Raw genomic sequence first — 15,711 nt, 5'->3', positions numbered from 1 at the left:
CTACCTCCCTTTCACCGTTTGTACCGCCTTCAGGGCGGCGGCTGTACCGGACTGAGCCGAGCGCATCACATCCAGAGGCATGCGCGCGCAACCGGCGGCAAATATACCGGCTTCCTCGCCGCCCGCCACAAAGCCTTCTTCATCAAGAGGCAGAGGCAGAGGCGCGTCTTCGCCGGCCAAAGAGGGCTGCATGCCCGTGGCCAGCACCACAAGGTCATAATCAAGGGTGAGCTTTTCGCCGCTTACGGCGTCTTCTGCCGTCAGGCGCACCTTGTCGCCCTCGGCCTGCACCACATCGGCGACCTTGCCCTTGACAAAATGCACGTTGGGCATGGCCTTGACCTTTTCAAGCACCTTCACGTAGCGACCAGGAGCGCGCATATCAATATAATACACGGTGATCTGCGTATCGGGATTCTGCTCGGCAATGTACTGGCACTGCTTGAGCGTGGCCATACAGCAGATGTATGAACAGTAGTTCAGATGGTTCTGGTCGCGCGAACCGGCACACTGCACAAAGGCAACGCGGTGTGGCCTGCGTCCGTCCGTGGGGCGCGTGATGCGCCCGCCAGTGGGCCCACAGGGCGAGGCGAGACGCTCCATCTGCATGTTGGAAATGCAGTTTTTCACGTTGCCAGCGCCAAGGTTGCTCAGGCGGGTGACATCATAAGGCTTCCAGCCCGTGGCAATGACCACGGCGCCCACGCCCAGCTCGATCTCGCGGGGGGCTTCGGTCACATCCAGAAACTGGTTACCTGCCACACGGGCCTTGTCGGCCTTGGAAAGAGTCTGTTTATCCAGGGTGTAGCGGCTGGGGAAGGCAAAAGGCATGGCCTTGTACAAGGCTTTGCGCTTTGAAAGCCCAAAGTCGAATTCGCTGGGGCTTTCGCCGTCAAGGCTGGAGGCCAGCAGGCTGAAATCCACGTTATGGGGCGCCGTGTGGCGCGGCTCGATGCGCACCTTGACGGTATAATCGCCCTTGACCCCGCTGAAGCCCACAACTTCGGCCTGGGTAAAGAACTTCACACGCGGATTTTTCCTGATGCGCTGGAACTGGATTTCCAAGCCGCAGGAGGGGGGACAGAGTTTGGGAAAATATTTATTGAGCTGAGCCACGCGGCCCCCAAGCCAGGGCGACTTTTCGACGATATAGACGTCGTGACCCAGTTCCGCCGCTTCAATGGCGGCTGTAAGGCCTGCAAAGCCGCCGCCCACGACGAGAATGGCATTGGACATCCTGGATATCCTCCTGCGTTGTTGCATAGCGGCTGAAGAAGTGACAACGCCCCTCGCCGCGGAAAAAAGGAGTGGCCGCATCCGGCCAAACCTTACGGGCATCGGCTCGCGCCAACTGCCGACGGCCGGCCACAGTTTCCGAATGTGGCGGCCCGGAACCGTACCCGGTTGCCCTAAGACTTTGCCTCACCATCATAGCCGGCAGTTTTTCCGGCGGCGGCGAACCGCCTGACGGGGACATACAAACCGCATGCTGAGCATCTGCGCGGCGGGCAAGGCGCATTTCGCGCCCTTTCGCCAGTTGCACCCGCTGGCCGTAGCAGAGCGTACAGCCAAGGGGGGCGGCCTTGCGGCCGCCCCTTTTGTGCTACATGCCGCCGACTAGTCGGGGATGATCTGGTAGTAGGGCTTCTTGAATATCTTGGTCTCGCCGGTGGCGGGATCGTACTTGGAGTTCACGAAGCACTTCCACTTGGTGTCGTCCAGGGCCATGAAGTCCGCGCGATAGTAGAAGCCGGGATAACGGGATTCTTCGCGGAAGGAGATGTGCTGCATGTGCAGGCGCACCGTCCACAGGCGATGGTAGTTTTCCCAGCAGCGCAGCAGTTCGTGCAGGTCACGGGAGGCCAGCTTGAGGGAGTCTTCTTCCATCATGGCAAGCAGGTTGAAGCCCGTGTCGAGCAGAGCCTTGGAGGTGGTGTAGTAGGTGCTCACGCCGCCGCCGTATTCGTCGGTGCACTTCACAAGACGCATCATGAAGTTCTTGGGCGTGATGTAGTTGGGGTTCACCACAGGGTCGGTGGAGGCGTCCTTGCCGGCCATGAAGTTGTAGTACGGACGGTAGATGAGCTTCTTCAGTTCATCGGCGGTTTCCTTGAACTCGGGCTTGAAGTCCTTGTGGTCAAGGCACCAGCGCACCATCTGCTTGCCGGCGATACGGCCTTCAGCATGCGAACCGGAAGAGAACTTGTGACCGGAAGCGCCCACGCCGTCGGCGCAGGTGAACAGGCCTTCAACGGTGGTCATGCGGTTGTAGACCTTGCCGTTGCCCGCACGCACCTTATAGTCTTCAGGCACCCATTCTTCGTCGGGACCGGACACCCAGATGCCGCAGCACCCGGAGTGGGAACCGAGCAGATAGGGTTCGGTGGGCATGATTTCGGAACCGCGCTCTTCAGGGGCGGTATTGGTGCAGGCCCACAGGTTGGCCTGACCAACGCACATGTCGAGGAAGTCTTCCCAGGCTTCGGACTCAAGTTCCTTCTGCTGTTCTTCGTTCAACGTGGCGAAGGTGGTCTGCAGGGCGGTCTTGGTGTCCATGTAGATGGGGCCACGGCCTTCGCGCATTTCGCGAAGCATCATGTGGTTACGCAGGCAGGTCGGAATGACATGGCCCTTGGCGTAGCCGCGGTCTTCGTAGGGCTTCAGCATGGCACGGTTGGTCACGCAGTAGTCTTCGCCCTTGCTGTTGGTGGCTTTGGCCTTGAAGAGCAGGAACCACGCGCCCACGGGGCCGTAACCGTCCTTGAAGCGGGCGGGTACGAAGCGGTTTTCCATCATGGTCATTTCAGCGCCGACCTGGGCACACATGGTGTAGGTGGAACCGGCATTCCATACGGGATACCAGGCGCGACCCATGCCTTCACCGGTGGAGCGGGGGCGGTACACGTTCACCGCGCCGCCGGCGGCCACCATGATGGTGTTGGCTTTGAAGATGTGCACTTCGTTGGCGCGCAGGTTAAAGCCCACGGCGCCGGCGATGCGATTGGGGGTATTTTTGTCGAGCAGCAGCTTTACGATAAAGATGCGCTCCATGATGCGGTCTTCACCCAGGGCATTCTTGGCAGCTTCGGCCACGATGCACTTGTAGGATTCACCGTTGATCATGATCTGCCAGCGGCCGGAACGCACGGGGGCGTCGCCCTTGCGCAGGCTCTTGCCGGCGGCCTTGGCGGCGGCGCCGTTCATGTTGTGGCCGTCTTCGCCCTTGATCCAGCAGGGCAGACCCCAGTCTTCAAACAGATGCACGGAGTCGTCAACGTGGCGGCCGCAGTCGAAGATAAGGTCTTCGCGCACGAGGCCCATAAGGTCGGTGCGGACCATGCGCACGTAGTCGTCGGCGCTGTTTTCACCCAGATAGGTGTTAATGGCGGAAAGGCCCTGGGCCACGGCGCCGGAGCGCTCGAGGGAAGCCTTGTCGCAAAGCAGAATTTTCAGACCGTGCTTTTCGCCCCAGCGGACGGCTTCAAAAGCGGTGCCGCAGGACCCCATGCCGCCGCCCACGATGAGCAGGTCAACCGCATGTTCTTTAACTTCGGGTTCGGCAATGGCTACGCCCTTTATCGCTTCCTTTACGGGAATCATAGGCATAATGGTATCTCCTTATCGCACTAGCGGTTGCAAAGACCTAACGGCCGTGTTCCATGCAAGTAAGAACCTTTTCGGCTTCCAGCATTTCAAACTTCTTGCCGAGAGCTTCCTTGGGAGCAACCAAGGCCTGTTCGGTAAACAGAAGTTCGTCTTCGATGTTGCCGCCTTCGGGGAAACCTTCAAAAGGCTTGATGGAACCTTCCGGAGTGGTGCGAATGGGGAACTTGAAACGCTTTACATTGCCGTTACGAAACTGAACCGTCCACATGATGGAATCTGCCGACCGCATGGGGATACAGGTTCCGCCCATGGGAGCGAAGTCAGCGTAGGGGCGGGCCGTGATGGCGCCCTGGGGGCAGATCTTCACGCAGGAATAGCATTCCCAGCAGGCGTCGGGTTCCTGGTTGTAGGCCTTCATTTCCTCGGGATCGAGGATCATGAGGTCGTTGGGGCAAATGTACATGCAAGCCGTCTTTTCGCCACCCTTGCAGCCGTCACATTTGGACGGATCGACATAAGTCGGCATACGTATCCTCCAACTCAGTAAAAAGTGTTTGAAAAACCCGCCGGGTTCGGCGTGGCGCGACGGGAAAGACCGACACGCCGGGGTTAGCCGAGCGCCTTCGCTAAAACGTTGGGCGAATGGCTTGCGCAATTAGTAACAAGCACTTGGCGTCCGAGTCAAGCCCCCTCTGCAAAATTTCGTGGAAACATTACATTGCCGAACAGGCTTTTCCAATAAAATTCAGCCAGATAAGGTTCTTGTGAAAAAAGTTCTAATCCCCGATTCAAACCTTCTCAAAACAGAGTCCTCGCGAGCACACCCTTGCAAGAGAAGTCATTTCAAGCTAACACGTTTGCGCAGAGAAAGAAAGACTGTGGCGCAGATTTGCTGCGTATTTGCAGCAAACCCCTGCAATTCCACACAACGAAAAGGGATTTAATCACCCCCCCCCTCCCCATTTTCCTACAGGAAAGAGCATGACTGATCATTCGAACGACCCGCGCGGCCCGCGCCCCCCCCGGGACAGCCGCGAAAAACGCGATTTCCGGGGCCAGGGCGAGGCACGTCCGCGCCGCCCCTTGCGCGAAACCGTTTGCGAAATTGACCGCGACATTTTACGCCTTCTGCTGCGGCGCCATAATATCCTGACGCGCATGCGCGGCGACAAGCCACGCATGGACGCCGCCGAGGAAAAAATACTGCGTGAATCGTGGGAGGCCGCTGTAGCCCGCATCAGTCGCGACGCCCGCCTCTCGGGCCATTTTTTTTCTCTTATGCAGGAAGTGGAATTTCAGCCCCGCCCTGTAAGCGAGCGGCAGGAAAGACCCGAAGGCGAAGGACACGAGGGCGGCTCCGCCGACGGCGGCCAGCCCTTTGCCGACAGCCCCCGCGAAAGCACCGACAAGCGCATGGCGTTCAACCTGGCCCCGCCGACCAAGGCCGTGCGCCTGCGCATGCAGGCTCCTCTGGCCTGCCACGCCACACGCGCGTGGCTCATGCTGGCAGCCGCCACAGGGCAGCCCCTGCGCCTTAGCCCAAGCCTCATGAACGACCCTGTCGTGGACTGTGTGAAAATGCTCAACCAGGCCGGGGCAGCCCTCACCCGTGAGGACGAAGGCGTTACCGCCAGACCCGCCGTACCCCTGGGCGCGCCCGACAAGGTGCTCTACGTGGGCGACAGCGCGTGGAACTTCTTTCTGCTGCTGGGCCACTATCTGGGACGCCCCTCACGGGCAAAGTTTGCGGGCGAGTCCGGCCTGAAGCTGGCCGACCTTTCCGCTGTGCGCCACTTTCTGCCCACCATGGGCGCGCGCCTTGTGCACGTGGTCCCCAAGAGCGACGGCCTGCCCGCACGGCTTGAAAGCTCGGGCATTATCCCCGACGCTGTAACCATGCCTGCTGATACGCCCGCCGAACTGGCCGAAGGCATTTTGCTGGCAGCGCCCGGCTATGAACACAGCCTGGCCATGGATATCAGCGGCCACCCGGCCCAAAAAACCATACTGGCCCGTACACTGCCCATCCTGCGGGCAGCCGGAGCCGATGTGGCCGTGGACAGCGGCGTTGTGCGCATCCATCCGACAAAGCTGAATATTCCTGCACAGCCGCAACTGCCCGTTGAACCGGAACTGGCGCTGTTTCTGCTGGCCTTGCCCCTGGTTCTGGGCGGTGAAACGCGCCTTGCCGGCCAGTGGCCCCAGTGGCCCGCCGCCGAAGCCGGTTGGGGCATCCTGCGCGATCTGGGCCTTGATCTGCAACAGCAGAAAGGCAAGGAAGGCGAAGAAATCTACGCGCAAAATACGGCTCCGCTCAAGGCATTCAGCATATCTGCCCTGCCTGCGTACCTGCCTGCGGACTGGTCGCCCCTGGTGGTTGGCCTTGCCGCATGCGCAGCCTTGCGCGGCGGGCAGACAGTACTGCCGCCATTGCCTCAGGGAACGGACATGCATGAAGTGGAAAGCTTTCTGCATGCCGTAGATCTGGAACTGGATGACAACAGCAGATTGTGCAAAACTGCACAACCAGAAGCCAAGGTCGCCTGGAACGCCCCCACGCCTGTGTGGGCCATGGCTCTTGCTTTGGCTGCTTGTGCAAAACAGCACCAGAAGCTCGGCAACCCCGGTGTCATGACCGGCCTGTATCCGGCCTTCTGGGCTTTGTACAACGCCCTGCCCGAGCCGCCGCAGCGCCGTGCCACCCCTGAAACCGCCCCCGCGGCCCCGGCCCGCCGGCGCATTATCACCACTGCGGTGGCTGTGCCGCCGGAAATGAAGGAAGAAGAAGACTACTAGAACAGCGCCGAAGACAATTTACTTTGAAATGCTCTGTGGGGAGGAACCCCACAGAGCATTTTTACGGTGAATCGCTTTATGGGGGAGGCGACCCTTTTGCAAACGGGTCCCTCCCCCGCAAAGCATTGCAGGCATAAAATGCGTGCTATTTTGTCAACCGCGCGCTATTTCTTGGGCGCCGTTTTTTTCTGCCACATGGCAAAATGGGCCAGCGCCATGCCGCCATGCCCTGCGATGTAGGCTACCATGGCCCAGGCAAAAAACTTGTGCACGCTCAGGGCAGTAAGGCCGAGGCGGTCATTGCTCCAGTCGTTAAACCACCACAGGCCGGTAAACACCGCCAGAAGCAGCGCGCCCATGCCAAGGCCCTGAATACATGCGGGCAGGCCTTTGGGGCGGGGGCCAACCATCTTGAACTGTGCCGCAGCGCGCATATCCTTGCCGAGCTGCTCCATATCGCCCCACAGATAGGGAAAGAAATTGCGCAAGCCGCGCTTTCTGATGCTGAGCGTCACAAGGGCGATACCCAGCAGGCACAGGGTCATGCCTGAAATGATGTGTATCCAGGCCAGGCCCGAGGGGCCTTCCACAGTGACCACCATGACCATGCTGGTCAGGAACTGCAAAAGCACAAATGCGATCACGGCGGCATGGATACAGCGCAACAGGGGCGGCTGGAAAAAACCCAGAAAACGCCACAGCAGCGCGCCCTGAGCCACAATTTTTTCCTTTACGGTCATGCAGTACTCCCTGAGGTATGAACCGCCACCCCGTGCCGCTCTGAAAGCCAGGGCAGCGGCATGCCGGGGTCAAGGGACGGTCCTGTTTTTTTAGGGCAATTTCACTTTAAAACTGCCCTGACGGCTGCGTGCGCAGACGTCCGCCACAGAGGCGCAAACACAGCGGCCTGTGTGGATAAACGCCATAATAAGCCTCTTGCGGCTTTAAGAACACCTGTTTTCAAAGCCGACATGCTCAAAAAAGCAGTCTCCCACAAGGACGCCGGCAGCATCAGCCCGAAAGCCCAGTGGCCCAGGGCCGGGAAGCTATACAGTACGGCCGCGGCAGGTGGCATATGCCCCCCCTGCAAACTATTGCCGCCAGGCTGCTTGCCTGGCCTGGCGGCAGGGACTCGTCCGATATGGCTCAGGCCATGCCGGAAAAAGAAACTCCTAACGGCAGCAGGAGCAGTGCAGCATATGCTGCATTTTTTCTTTCTTGGTACGCAGGTAGTGCTCGTTTTCAGGGCAGGCGTCCATTTCGATGGGTACTCTTTCGACAATTTCGATGCCGTAACCGGAAAGCCCCACAATTTTCTTGGGATTGTTGGTCAGCAGGCGCACCTTGTGTATGCCCAGGTCAACCAGCATCTGGGCGCCGGTTCCGTAGTCACGCAGATCCGGGGGAAAGCCCAGTTTGCGGTTGGCTTCCACGGTGTCGTACCCTTCGTCCTGAAGGGCATAGGCACGTATTTTATTGGCAAGGCCTATGCCGCGCCCTTCCTGGCGCATATACAGCAGCGCGCCGCGCCCTTCTTTTTCTATCTGCCGCAGGGCCGCGCCAAGCTGGCCGCCGCAGTCGCAACGCAGCGATCCCAGGGCGTCGCCCGTGAGGCATTCGCTGTGCACGCGGGCAAGCACAGGCTCCGGCCCGGAAAGGTCGCCCTTGACCAGTGCCAGATGCGTACCCTGCTCGGTTTCGCTTCCATAGGCATATACCGTGAAATCACCGCACCTTGTGGGCAGATGGGCCTTGGCCACATTGCGCACAGACACCTGCCCCCTGTTGAGGCGGTAGCGGATGATATCCTTGACAGCCACGATCTTGAGGCCGTGCTCTTCGGCAAAAGTTTCCAGATCGGGCATGCGGGCCATTGTTCCGTCATCCCGCATGATCTCGCAAATAACCGAGGCGGGCTTGAGCCCGGCCAGCTTTGACAGGTCCACGCCACCTTCGGTCTGCCCGGCGCGCGAAAGTACGCCTCCGGCCTTGGCGCGCAGGGGAAAAACATGCCCCGGCGTCACAAGGTCGTCGGGGCGCACTTCATCGGCAACAGCGGCCAGAATGGTGGTGGCGCGGTCCGCGGCGGAAATGCCCGTGGTAACACCCTCGCGGGCTTCAATGGAAATGGTGAAGTTGGTGCCGAAACGCGAGCCGTTGCGCTGCGTCATAAGAGGCAGATCAAGCCGGTCGATCATCTCCGGCGACATGGGCAGGCAGATAAGCCCCCGCCCGTATTTGGCCATAAAATTGATGGCCTCGGGGGTGACAAATTCCGCGGCCATGGTCAGGTCGCCTTCATTCTCCCGGCCTTCATCGTCCACAAGAATGACCATTTTGCCCTGTTTAATGTCGGCAACGGCTTCCTCAATGCTGCACAATGGCATGATGCTTCCTTCGTTTGGCCCGTGGCGCGGGCTGTGAATATTATAATTTATGTAAGGTAGGGCCGTGGCGGCCTTCTGTCAACCAAGAGCGGCAGCTCCCATGCCTGTGCCGGGGCTTCCCCGGCAACCCGGCTGCCGGCCGGAAAAGGCCTGACGCTCCGCCGCGCAATCCATCGCATGGCCCGCCACTCAGAAAGCAGGTATACACCAGGCTGACTGCCCCTGTGAGACCTGCGCCGCACTGCCGCCGCAGACGCTTTACAACTGCGGTCGCTCCGGCGTCGTGGCCGCCGGGCGCAATCCGACCTCGGCCAGCAGATCGGCCATGGGCCGCCCCAAAAGAAAAGGCAGCATGGCGGCGGGTATGCCCGCGCGCTCCACACACAGCTCGCGAAAGGCCGCCTCTGTACGCACGGCCTTGCTGATGCCGTCAAGCAGGTTCTGGCGTTCGCCCTCATCCATAGCGGCCTCTTCCCCGGTTACGGCGCTCGCCCCCTTGGGCGCGAAGCCAAGACGCGCCGCGGCCTCAAGCACGGGAGCCACAGGATTCTGCTCCTCGTGGGCGGTCACAAGGTCGGGCAAAAGGGCTCGGGTGCCGTCGGGCATTCCGTAAAAACCCGGTATATGCGCCAAAGCGGCCAGCGCCTCCAGAGCCTTGGCGCGGTCAAGCAGAGGCTCGCGAGCCAGCAGGTCTTCCAGCGGGTCCGTATTCATGCAGAACAGGGCCGAACACTGCACCGGGCGATGGGCGTAAATGGCGCAGCCCGAAGCGTCGCGATAAAAACGACAGCGCCAGGGGTGTGCCTGGCCGCCAAGCCCCGCCACCTTGATGCACTCCCGGTCAAGCGGGCGCAATTCGCCCCGCGCATCGTCACGCGCCCATTCTCCCGCGCGCAGGCATATAAGCGTTTCAAGGGTGAGCACGTCTCCGGTGAGGCGCGGCAGGTCCGCCTGCATGAGGGTAGGGCCGCCACGCAGACAGCACATGCCGCAACGGCGACAGACAGGGGCTTCAAGGGGTGAGGACATATCTTGTGAAATCATGCGGTCTCCATCGCGGCATGCCGCCGGGCTTTCATACGCCGGTGCACAATGTGCAAGGCGCGAGCGGATGCTGTTTTTACCGGACGCCGCGCGCTCGGAACGCGCAGCAAAAATTTCTGTGGGCGCTTGGCGCTGTGTACCCGCTTCAGTCTTTTGCGGCAAGCTCCGGCGCGCCCGCCCCGGGCCGCCTGAAGCGCCCGCCCCACCGTCTGCCCAGCGAGCGCGACATCTTTTCCATATAATAATAGTATACGGGGGTTATGTAGAGCGTAACAATCTGCGAAAAGCAAAGCCCGCCGACCACAGCCATGCCAAGGGGACGCCGCGCCTCGGCCCCGGCCCCGATGCCTATGGCAATGGGCAGCGCGCCCATAAGCGCCGCCACCGTGGTCATCATAATAGGCCGGAAGCGCACATGGCAACCACGCGTAATGGCTTCAAGCGGCTCCATCCCGGGATTATGGCGCTGCGCTTCAAGGGCGAAGTCCAGCATCATGATGGCGTTCTTCTTCACGATGCCCAACAGCATGATGACGCCCACAAAGCCGTAGAGGTTCAAATCCATGCCGAACAGCCACAGGGTCGCCAGCGCGCCGAAACCCGCCGAAGGCAGGCCTGAAAGAATGGTCAGGGGGTGGATAAAACTTTCATACAGGATGCCCAGTACCAGGTAGATGACCACAATCGCCAGCACCAGCAGCCAGCCCATGCCCGTCAGCGAGCTTTGAAAGGCCTGCGCCGTACCCTGCGATTCGGCAGTGACCGTATCCGGCAGCAGCGGTTTGGCGGCGGCCTCCACAGCGGCCACGCCCTGCCCCAGCGACACCCCGGGCCGCAGGTTGTAAGAAATGGTCACCGCAGGAAACTGGCCATTGTGGTTCACGGCAATGGGGCCGACGCCCGGCTCCATCTTCACCAGCGTGTCCAGCGGCACAAGATTGCCGTCAGCCGCGCGCACGTACAGGCGCGACAGGGCCGAGCTGTCCTGCTGGAATTTCTTTTGCAGTTCCACAAAAACCGTATAGTCGTTGGTTGGCGCGTAGATTGTTGAAATTTCGCGCGACCCGTACGCCGATTGCAGGGCCAGCTCTATCTGGTGCGGGCTTACGCCCAGCGCCGCCGCCCGGTTACGGTCGATGGTGACGCGCAGCTCGGGATTTTTCAGTTGCAGGTCGCTGTTCACGTCCTGCACCTGCGGCAGGGCGCGCAGGGCCTCTTCCACTTCCTGGGCGCTGTCATACAGAGCTTCCATATCCGGCCCGGACAGCGTGTACTGGTAAAGGGCCTTTGAAGAACGCCCGCCGATATTGATGGCCGGAGGCACACGCACAAAAACCCTCAACGAAGGCGAAATATTCAGTTCACGGCGTAGCTGCTCGGCCACCTGCTCGATGCCGGGTCGCTGGCCGTGCGGCTTGAGCGGCATGAGCAGTATGCCGTTATTCATGCTCGGGCTGCCGCCCACAATGCCCACGATGGAATTGTATACGGCCAGGTGGGGATTTTTTTCCAGCAGGGGGTCAAGGCTGCGCTGCGCGTTTACCATGCCTTCGTAGGACACGCCCTGCTCGGCCTCGGTGCTGGCCACCAGCATGCCGAGATCCTCCACGGGCAGAAAGCCCTTGGGCATGACTGCCCCCAGCCATCCGGTGAGCGCCAGCAAAAGCAGAGAGGCCATGAGCGTCTTCAGGCGATGGCGCAGCACCACAGCCAGTGAGCGTGCATAAAGGCTGTTCAACCGGTCAAAACCGCGCTCAAGCAAGCCGTAAAACCCCTGTCCGGCGGTGCGCCCCACGGCATGCGCGCCCCGCGCTTTCAGAAAGTAGGCGCACAGCATGGGCGTGAGCGTAAGCGATACCACCCCCGATGCCAGAATGGCCGTGATGATGACCACGGCAAACTCCCTGAACAAACGGCCCACAATACCGCCCATAAACAGCACGGGAATAAATACCGCCGCCAGCGAAACCGTCATGGACACGATGGTGAAACCGATTTCCGCCGATCCGTCGTACGCCGCCGTAAGCGGATCCTTGCCCATTTCCTGGTGGCGCACGATATTTTCGAGCATGACGATGGCGTCATCCACCACAAAGCCCACGGCCAGTGTCAGGGCCATGAGCGAAAGGTTGTCCAGGCTGTAGCCAAGCACCGCCATGACGGCAAACGTGGAAATGACCGACATGGGCAGGGCCAGGCTGGGGATTATGGTGGCGGGCAGGTTGCGCAGAAAAACAAAAATGACCAGCACCACCAGAAAAACCGTAAGCACCAGGGTAAACTTAACATCCGCCACAGAGTGACGGATGGAGTCGGAACGGTCGTAAAAAACTTCCAGCGCAACGGACGGCGGCAACTGACGCTCAAGGCCCGGCAGAAGCTTGCGGATGGAATCCACCACCTGCACGGTATTGGTTCCCGGCTGGCGCTCCACGGCCAGGGTGATGCCTGGCGAGCCGCCGTTGCCCCAGGTAAGCTGCTTGTCCTGCTTTACGCTGTCCACCACCTGCCCGAGATCGCGCAGCCGCACCGGCGCACCATTGCGGTAGGCCACCACCGTATCCTGAAAAGCGCGGGCATTGAGCAGTTGGCCCGAAGACTTGATGGCGCTGGCGCGCTGCGCCCCCTCCAGCGAGCCTGTGGGCAGCATGCTGTTGGCCGCGGCCACGGCATCGGCCACCTCGTCGATGCCAAGCCCGCGCGAGGCCAGCTCATCCGGGTCAAGCTGCACTCGCACGGCGTATTTCTTCTGCCCGTACACCACTACCTGGGCCACGCCTTCCACCATGGAAAGACGCTGGCCTATAAGGGTATCGGCATATTCGTTAAGGGCGTACAGCGGCAGGGTGGGCGACGACACCCGTAGATACAGGATGGGCATGTCGGCCGGGTTTACCTTGCGGAAGCTCGGCGGCGTGGTCATGTTGGCGGGCATGCGCCGCTGTGCAAGGCCGATGGCCGACTGCACGTCCAGAGCCGCCGCGTCAATATCGCGGTCCAGGGCGAACTGGATGGTTATGCGGGTACGGCCCGTCGAGTTGACCGACGAAATGGAGTCAATGCCCGCAATGGTAAAAAATTCCTTTTCCAGCGGCGTGGCTACGGAAGCGGCCATGGTTTCCGGGTCGGCCCCCGCAAGGTCGGCCATGACCTGGATGGTAGGAAAGTCCACATTGGGCAGATGGTTGACAGGCAGGTTTTTATAGCCCGTTATGCCGAAAAAAAGCATGCCGAGCATGAGCAGCACCGTGGCGACCGGGCGGCTGATAAACACGGAGGCGATATTCATGCCATTTTTTACGTTAACTGCATATCAGGCGCAAGAACAAAAACAGCCCCAGCCCGCAGCACAGGCCGCCGATAAGCTTTCTTAGCAATTCCGTTGGAATACGTTTGGCAACAGCCACTCCGGCAAACAGGCCCGCCAGCGCCATGCCGCAGATATAGGGCAAGATGGTAAAGTCCACATGCCCGTCAGACATGTTGCCGATAGTGCCGAACAGGGCCGTGGTCACCTGATAGGGCATGGCAAGGCCCACAGCCGTCATGGGTGAAACGCCCGCCATGATCATCCAGGGAATGGAAAGCACCGGGCCGCCCGCTCCTGTAAGCCCGGCCATAAGCCCCGTTACTGCGCCGATGCAGAAAAAGCCGCGCCTGCTCTGCCAGAATGCGCTGCCGCTGCCCGGCCTCGGCGGCCGCAGAGCGCACAGGCCCGCAAAAATGATAATCCCGGCCAAAAGGGCCACCAGCGGCCCGGCAGGCAGCCAGGCGTTAAGCAGCGCGCCGGGCCAGGCGGCAAGACTGCCCAGCATGTAGGGCAGGGCCATATGCCAGTCCACATGGCCCAGACGGCGGTACATGATTGTGCCTACAAGCCCCACAGGCAGAAAAGAAGCCAGCGCCGTACCCATGGCCATATGGGTTTCCTGCCCGCTGAAAAGAATGAGCGCCGGAGGAATAAGAATGCCGCCCACTCCGGTTATTCCCACCAGAAAACCCACCAGCAGGCATGTGGCGTACAAAACCGCTATCATCATGACAGTCGCCTCAATAATTAGAGCATTTTCACTTCAAAAATATACCGTTGCAAAATTCTTACGCCGCCTGCCCCGGCCCCTGCCCGCGCGGATGCGCCGCGTGCACGCTTCTGGCGGGGCGATCTCGCGAGTCGCCCGGCCAATATCGCACAGGGCAATGTCACCCTCAAGCTGCGCCAAAACCCAGCAAAAGGGCCGCAAGCCAGAGGGCCACGCCCCCGCACAGGGTGCTCCACCACAACAGGGAGCACAAGGCCGACAGACGGGAAGCATCCCACGTGGCCGAAAGGCCGCCACGTTCCTCGTCCTCTGGCGACGGCCCAAGCCAAGGCTTGGGCGTCAGCACGCCAAAATAGACCGACGGCCCCGCCATGCGCGCCCAGCACAGCCAGGCGCAGGCCGTCATGGACCAGCCGGAATTGGGACTGGGCATGCCCACAGCCTGACGGGCCACCACGCCAAGCCCGGGCCAGCGCCCCGGCCATGCCGGAAGCCCGGCGGCCCGACGAATGATGCGCTGCCAGGGCTGCCGGGCCGCCACCCTCACGCACCGGCGAGCAAACACGCAGGCAAGCCGTGAGCACAGGCGGGCCAGCACATGGGCCAGCGCCGCGCTCAGCGCAGCCAGGCGGGCCGGTATAAAGGCCAGGGCATCGTCGGCCCGCGCTCCGGCCCAGCCGAGCCAGCGCCACTTGTCAGTGGTGTACCCCCACATGGAATCCGTGGTGCTGACGGCCTTATAGCACCACAGGGCCACAGGGCCGCCAACCAGCAGCCAGAAAAAAGGCGCGGTAAAGGCATCTGTGAGATTTTCAGAAAGCGTGTCGGCCAGGGTCTTGCGCATGAGCGGTCGATCCATGCTCCCGGTCTCGCGGCTGACCAGCCAGGAGAGCGCCTCGCGGGCTTCAGGCACGGGCGCCTGTTCCACCCGTTCCAGCACCGTGCGCCCGGTTTGCAGCAGGCTGCCCATGGCAAGGCCGGACCAGCCCAGATATACCGCCAGCGGCAGAGCCAGCAACGGCAGCGATGACAGGCCCCAGGCAGCCAGCCCCGTACAGAGCGTCAGCACCGCCAGAGCCGCCGCCCCGGCAAGACGACCGCGCAGACGCTGTTTTTCTGCCGGGCCGGTCGTCATGAAGCGCCGCGCCGGACCTTCCAGAGCGTCCAGCAGCCTGCCCACACAGCAGACAGGGTGCCGCCAGGGCAACGCAGGATCGCCGAGCCACAAATCCAGAACAAGGGCCAGAGGGGCCAACCACCAGCATTCCCACACAGACCAGGGGAAGACCAGGGAAAACCCGTGGCCCAGGCTCACGCCCAGTCCTCCATAAGCCCCGTGCGCGCCAAAGCCGCATAAAGCACAATGCCCGCCGCTGTAGACAGATTGATGCTGCGCACGCGCCCTTCCAGCATGGGGATGCGAACCCTGTGCGGCGAAAGATCCAGAATATCCCGCGGCAGGCCGCGTGTTTCCGGGCCGAAAACCAGAAAATCATCCGGCTCAAAGGTAAAATGATGTACCGGTACGCTGTCACCCGCGCTCTTGGCCGAGGTGAACACCAGCCGCCCCGCGCGCCCGTCCATCAGGGCGTCCCGCGTAAAGTCGCGCCAGCAGGGCCAGACCTGCAAACGCACATTGGGCCAATAATCCAGACCTGCGCGCTTGAGGTAGCGGTCTTCCAGCTTGAAGCCCAGCGGCTCTATGAGGTTGAGCGTTACACCCGTGGCTGCGCACAAGCGGGCCACATTGCCCGTATTGGGGGGTATTTCCGGCTCGTAAAGAACTATCTGCATGTTTTTTCCATTTCGACGCATATGGCGCAGGCCGCCGGAGTCCG

General features: G+C 61.2%; 12 protein-coding genes. 2 read left to right on the top strand and 10 right to left on the bottom strand.

The genetic code is table 11. The features are described 5' to 3' along the window. Window positions 1–1,317: a heterodisulfide reductase subunit A gene (gene qmoA / locus QZ377_RS02685; protein WP_365853925.1), complete on the bottom strand. Its 1,317-nt coding sequence runs from the start codon at window positions 1,315–1,317 to the stop codon at window positions 1–3. Between the two features lie 169 nt (window positions 1,318–1,486). On the opposite strand from qmoA, the gene QZ377_RS02680 reads away from it, so the two are divergent. Then, window positions 1,487–1,621, top strand: coding sequence for a hypothetical protein (locus tag QZ377_RS02680; protein ID WP_291439290.1), 135 nt, complete (start codon window positions 1,487–1,489; stop codon window positions 1,619–1,621). On the opposite strand, the gene aprA is transcribed toward QZ377_RS02680, so the two are convergent. Further along, on the bottom strand, window positions 1,618–3,606 hold the full coding sequence (gene aprA / locus QZ377_RS02675; protein WP_291439288.1) for an adenylyl-sulfate reductase subunit alpha: 1,989 nt from the start codon (window positions 3,604–3,606) through the stop codon (window positions 1,618–1,620). The genes QZ377_RS02680 and aprA overlap by 4 nt on opposite strands. Before the next feature lie 37 nt (window positions 3,607–3,643). Continuing rightward, on the bottom strand, window positions 3,644–4,132 hold the full coding sequence (aprB, locus tag QZ377_RS02670) for an adenylyl-sulfate reductase subunit beta (protein ID WP_291439287.1): 489 nt from the start codon (window positions 4,130–4,132) through the stop codon (window positions 3,644–3,646). 455 nt (window positions 4,133–4,587) lie between these two features. Here aprB and QZ377_RS02665 point away from each other — a divergent pair, with 455 nt between their 5' ends. Next, on the top strand, window positions 4,588–6,402 hold the full coding sequence (locus tag QZ377_RS02665) for a 3-phosphoshikimate 1-carboxyvinyltransferase (protein ID WP_291439286.1): 1,815 nt from the start codon (window positions 4,588–4,590) through the stop codon (window positions 6,400–6,402). A 164-nt stretch (window positions 6,403–6,566) separates the two neighbouring features. Here QZ377_RS02665 and QZ377_RS02660 read toward each other — a convergent pair whose 3' ends face one another. The 7 genes from QZ377_RS02660 to QZ377_RS02630 all read right to left on the bottom strand — a co-directional run bounded on the left by QZ377_RS02660 (window position 6,567) and on the right by QZ377_RS02630 (window position 15,667). Continuing rightward, entirely contained in the window at window positions 6,567–7,142 is a 576-nt protein-coding gene (locus tag QZ377_RS02660) for a cytochrome b/b6 domain-containing protein (protein ID WP_291439284.1), read from the bottom strand. A gap of 432 nt (window positions 7,143–7,574) precedes the next feature. Further along, the gene (locus QZ377_RS02655) at window positions 7,575–8,789 is read right to left on the bottom strand and encodes a bifunctional 3,4-dihydroxy-2-butanone-4-phosphate synthase/GTP cyclohydrolase II (RefSeq protein WP_291439282.1); all 1,215 of its coding nucleotides are present in this window, start codon (window positions 8,787–8,789) and stop codon (window positions 7,575–7,577) included. Window positions 8,790–9,047: 258 nt separating this feature from the next. Next, window positions 9,048–9,833 (bottom strand): YkgJ family cysteine cluster protein, encoded by a 786-nt coding sequence (locus QZ377_RS02650; RefSeq protein ID WP_291439281.1) that lies wholly within the window; start codon window positions 9,831–9,833, stop codon window positions 9,048–9,050. A gap of 145 nt (window positions 9,834–9,978) precedes the next feature. Then, window positions 9,979–13,122: an efflux RND transporter permease subunit gene (locus QZ377_RS02645; protein WP_291439279.1), complete on the bottom strand. Its 3,144-nt coding sequence runs from the start codon at window positions 13,120–13,122 to the stop codon at window positions 9,979–9,981. A 13-nt stretch (window positions 13,123–13,135) separates the two neighbouring features. Beyond that, complete coding sequence (locus tag QZ377_RS02640) at window positions 13,136–13,873, bottom strand: sulfite exporter TauE/SafE family protein (RefSeq protein WP_291439277.1); 738 nt, start codon at window positions 13,871–13,873, stop codon at window positions 13,136–13,138. A 166-nt stretch (window positions 13,874–14,039) separates the two neighbouring features. Continuing rightward, entirely contained in the window at window positions 14,040–15,188 is a 1,149-nt protein-coding gene (locus QZ377_RS02635; protein ID WP_291439275.1) for a CobD/CbiB family cobalamin biosynthesis protein, read from the bottom strand. After that, on the bottom strand, window positions 15,185–15,667 hold the full coding sequence (locus QZ377_RS02630; protein ID WP_291439273.1) for a tRNA (cytidine(34)-2'-O)-methyltransferase: 483 nt from the start codon (window positions 15,665–15,667) through the stop codon (window positions 15,185–15,187). Before QZ377_RS02630 ends, QZ377_RS02635 begins: the two co-directional genes overlap by 4 nt. Window positions 15,668–15,711 lie beyond the last annotated feature (44 nt).

The sequence above is a fragment of the Desulfovibrio sp. genome (assembly GCF_019424165.1).
GTDB lineage: Bacteria > Desulfobacterota > Desulfovibrionia > Desulfovibrionales > Desulfovibrionaceae > Desulfovibrio.
The sequence above is the reverse complement of the archived record's forward strand: the minus strand, read 5'-3'. Positions and strand labels throughout refer to the sequence as shown.

Excerpts from the sequence above, each read along its gene's own strand:
- aprA (WP_291439288.1), bottom strand. The coding sequence starts at position 3,606 with ATGCCTATGATTCCCGTAAAGGAAGCGATAAAGGGCGTAGCCATTGCC.
- QZ377_RS02645 (WP_291439279.1), bottom strand. The coding sequence starts at position 13,122 with ATGAATATCGCCTCCGTGTTTATCAGCCGCCCGGTCGCCACGGTGCTG.
- QZ377_RS02640 (WP_291439277.1), bottom strand. The coding sequence starts at position 13,873 with ATGATGATAGCGGTTTTGTACGCCACATGCCTGCTGGTGGGTTTTCTG.
- QZ377_RS02665 (WP_291439286.1), top strand. The coding sequence starts at position 4,588 with ATGACTGATCATTCGAACGACCCGCGCGGCCCGCGCCCCCCCCGGGAC.
- QZ377_RS02655 (WP_291439282.1), bottom strand. The coding sequence starts at position 8,789 with ATGCCATTGTGCAGCATTGAGGAAGCCGTTGCCGACATTAAACAGGGC.
- QZ377_RS02660 (WP_291439284.1), bottom strand. The coding sequence starts at position 7,142 with ATGACCGTAAAGGAAAAAATTGTGGCTCAGGGCGCGCTGCTGTGGCGT.
- QZ377_RS02630 (WP_291439273.1), bottom strand. The coding sequence starts at position 15,667 with ATGCAGATAGTTCTTTACGAGCCGGAAATACCCCCCAATACGGGCAAT.
- QZ377_RS02650 (WP_291439281.1), bottom strand. The coding sequence starts at position 9,833 with ATGATTTCACAAGATATGTCCTCACCCCTTGAAGCCCCTGTCTGTCGC.
- aprB (WP_291439287.1), bottom strand. The coding sequence starts at position 4,132 with ATGCCGACTTATGTCGATCCGTCCAAATGTGACGGCTGCAAGGGTGGC.
- qmoA (WP_365853925.1), bottom strand. The coding sequence starts at position 1,317 with ATGCGGCCACTCCTTTTTTCCGCGGCGAGGGGCGTTGTCACTTCTTCA.
- QZ377_RS02680 (WP_291439290.1), top strand. The coding sequence starts at position 1,487 with ATGCTGAGCATCTGCGCGGCGGGCAAGGCGCATTTCGCGCCCTTTCGC.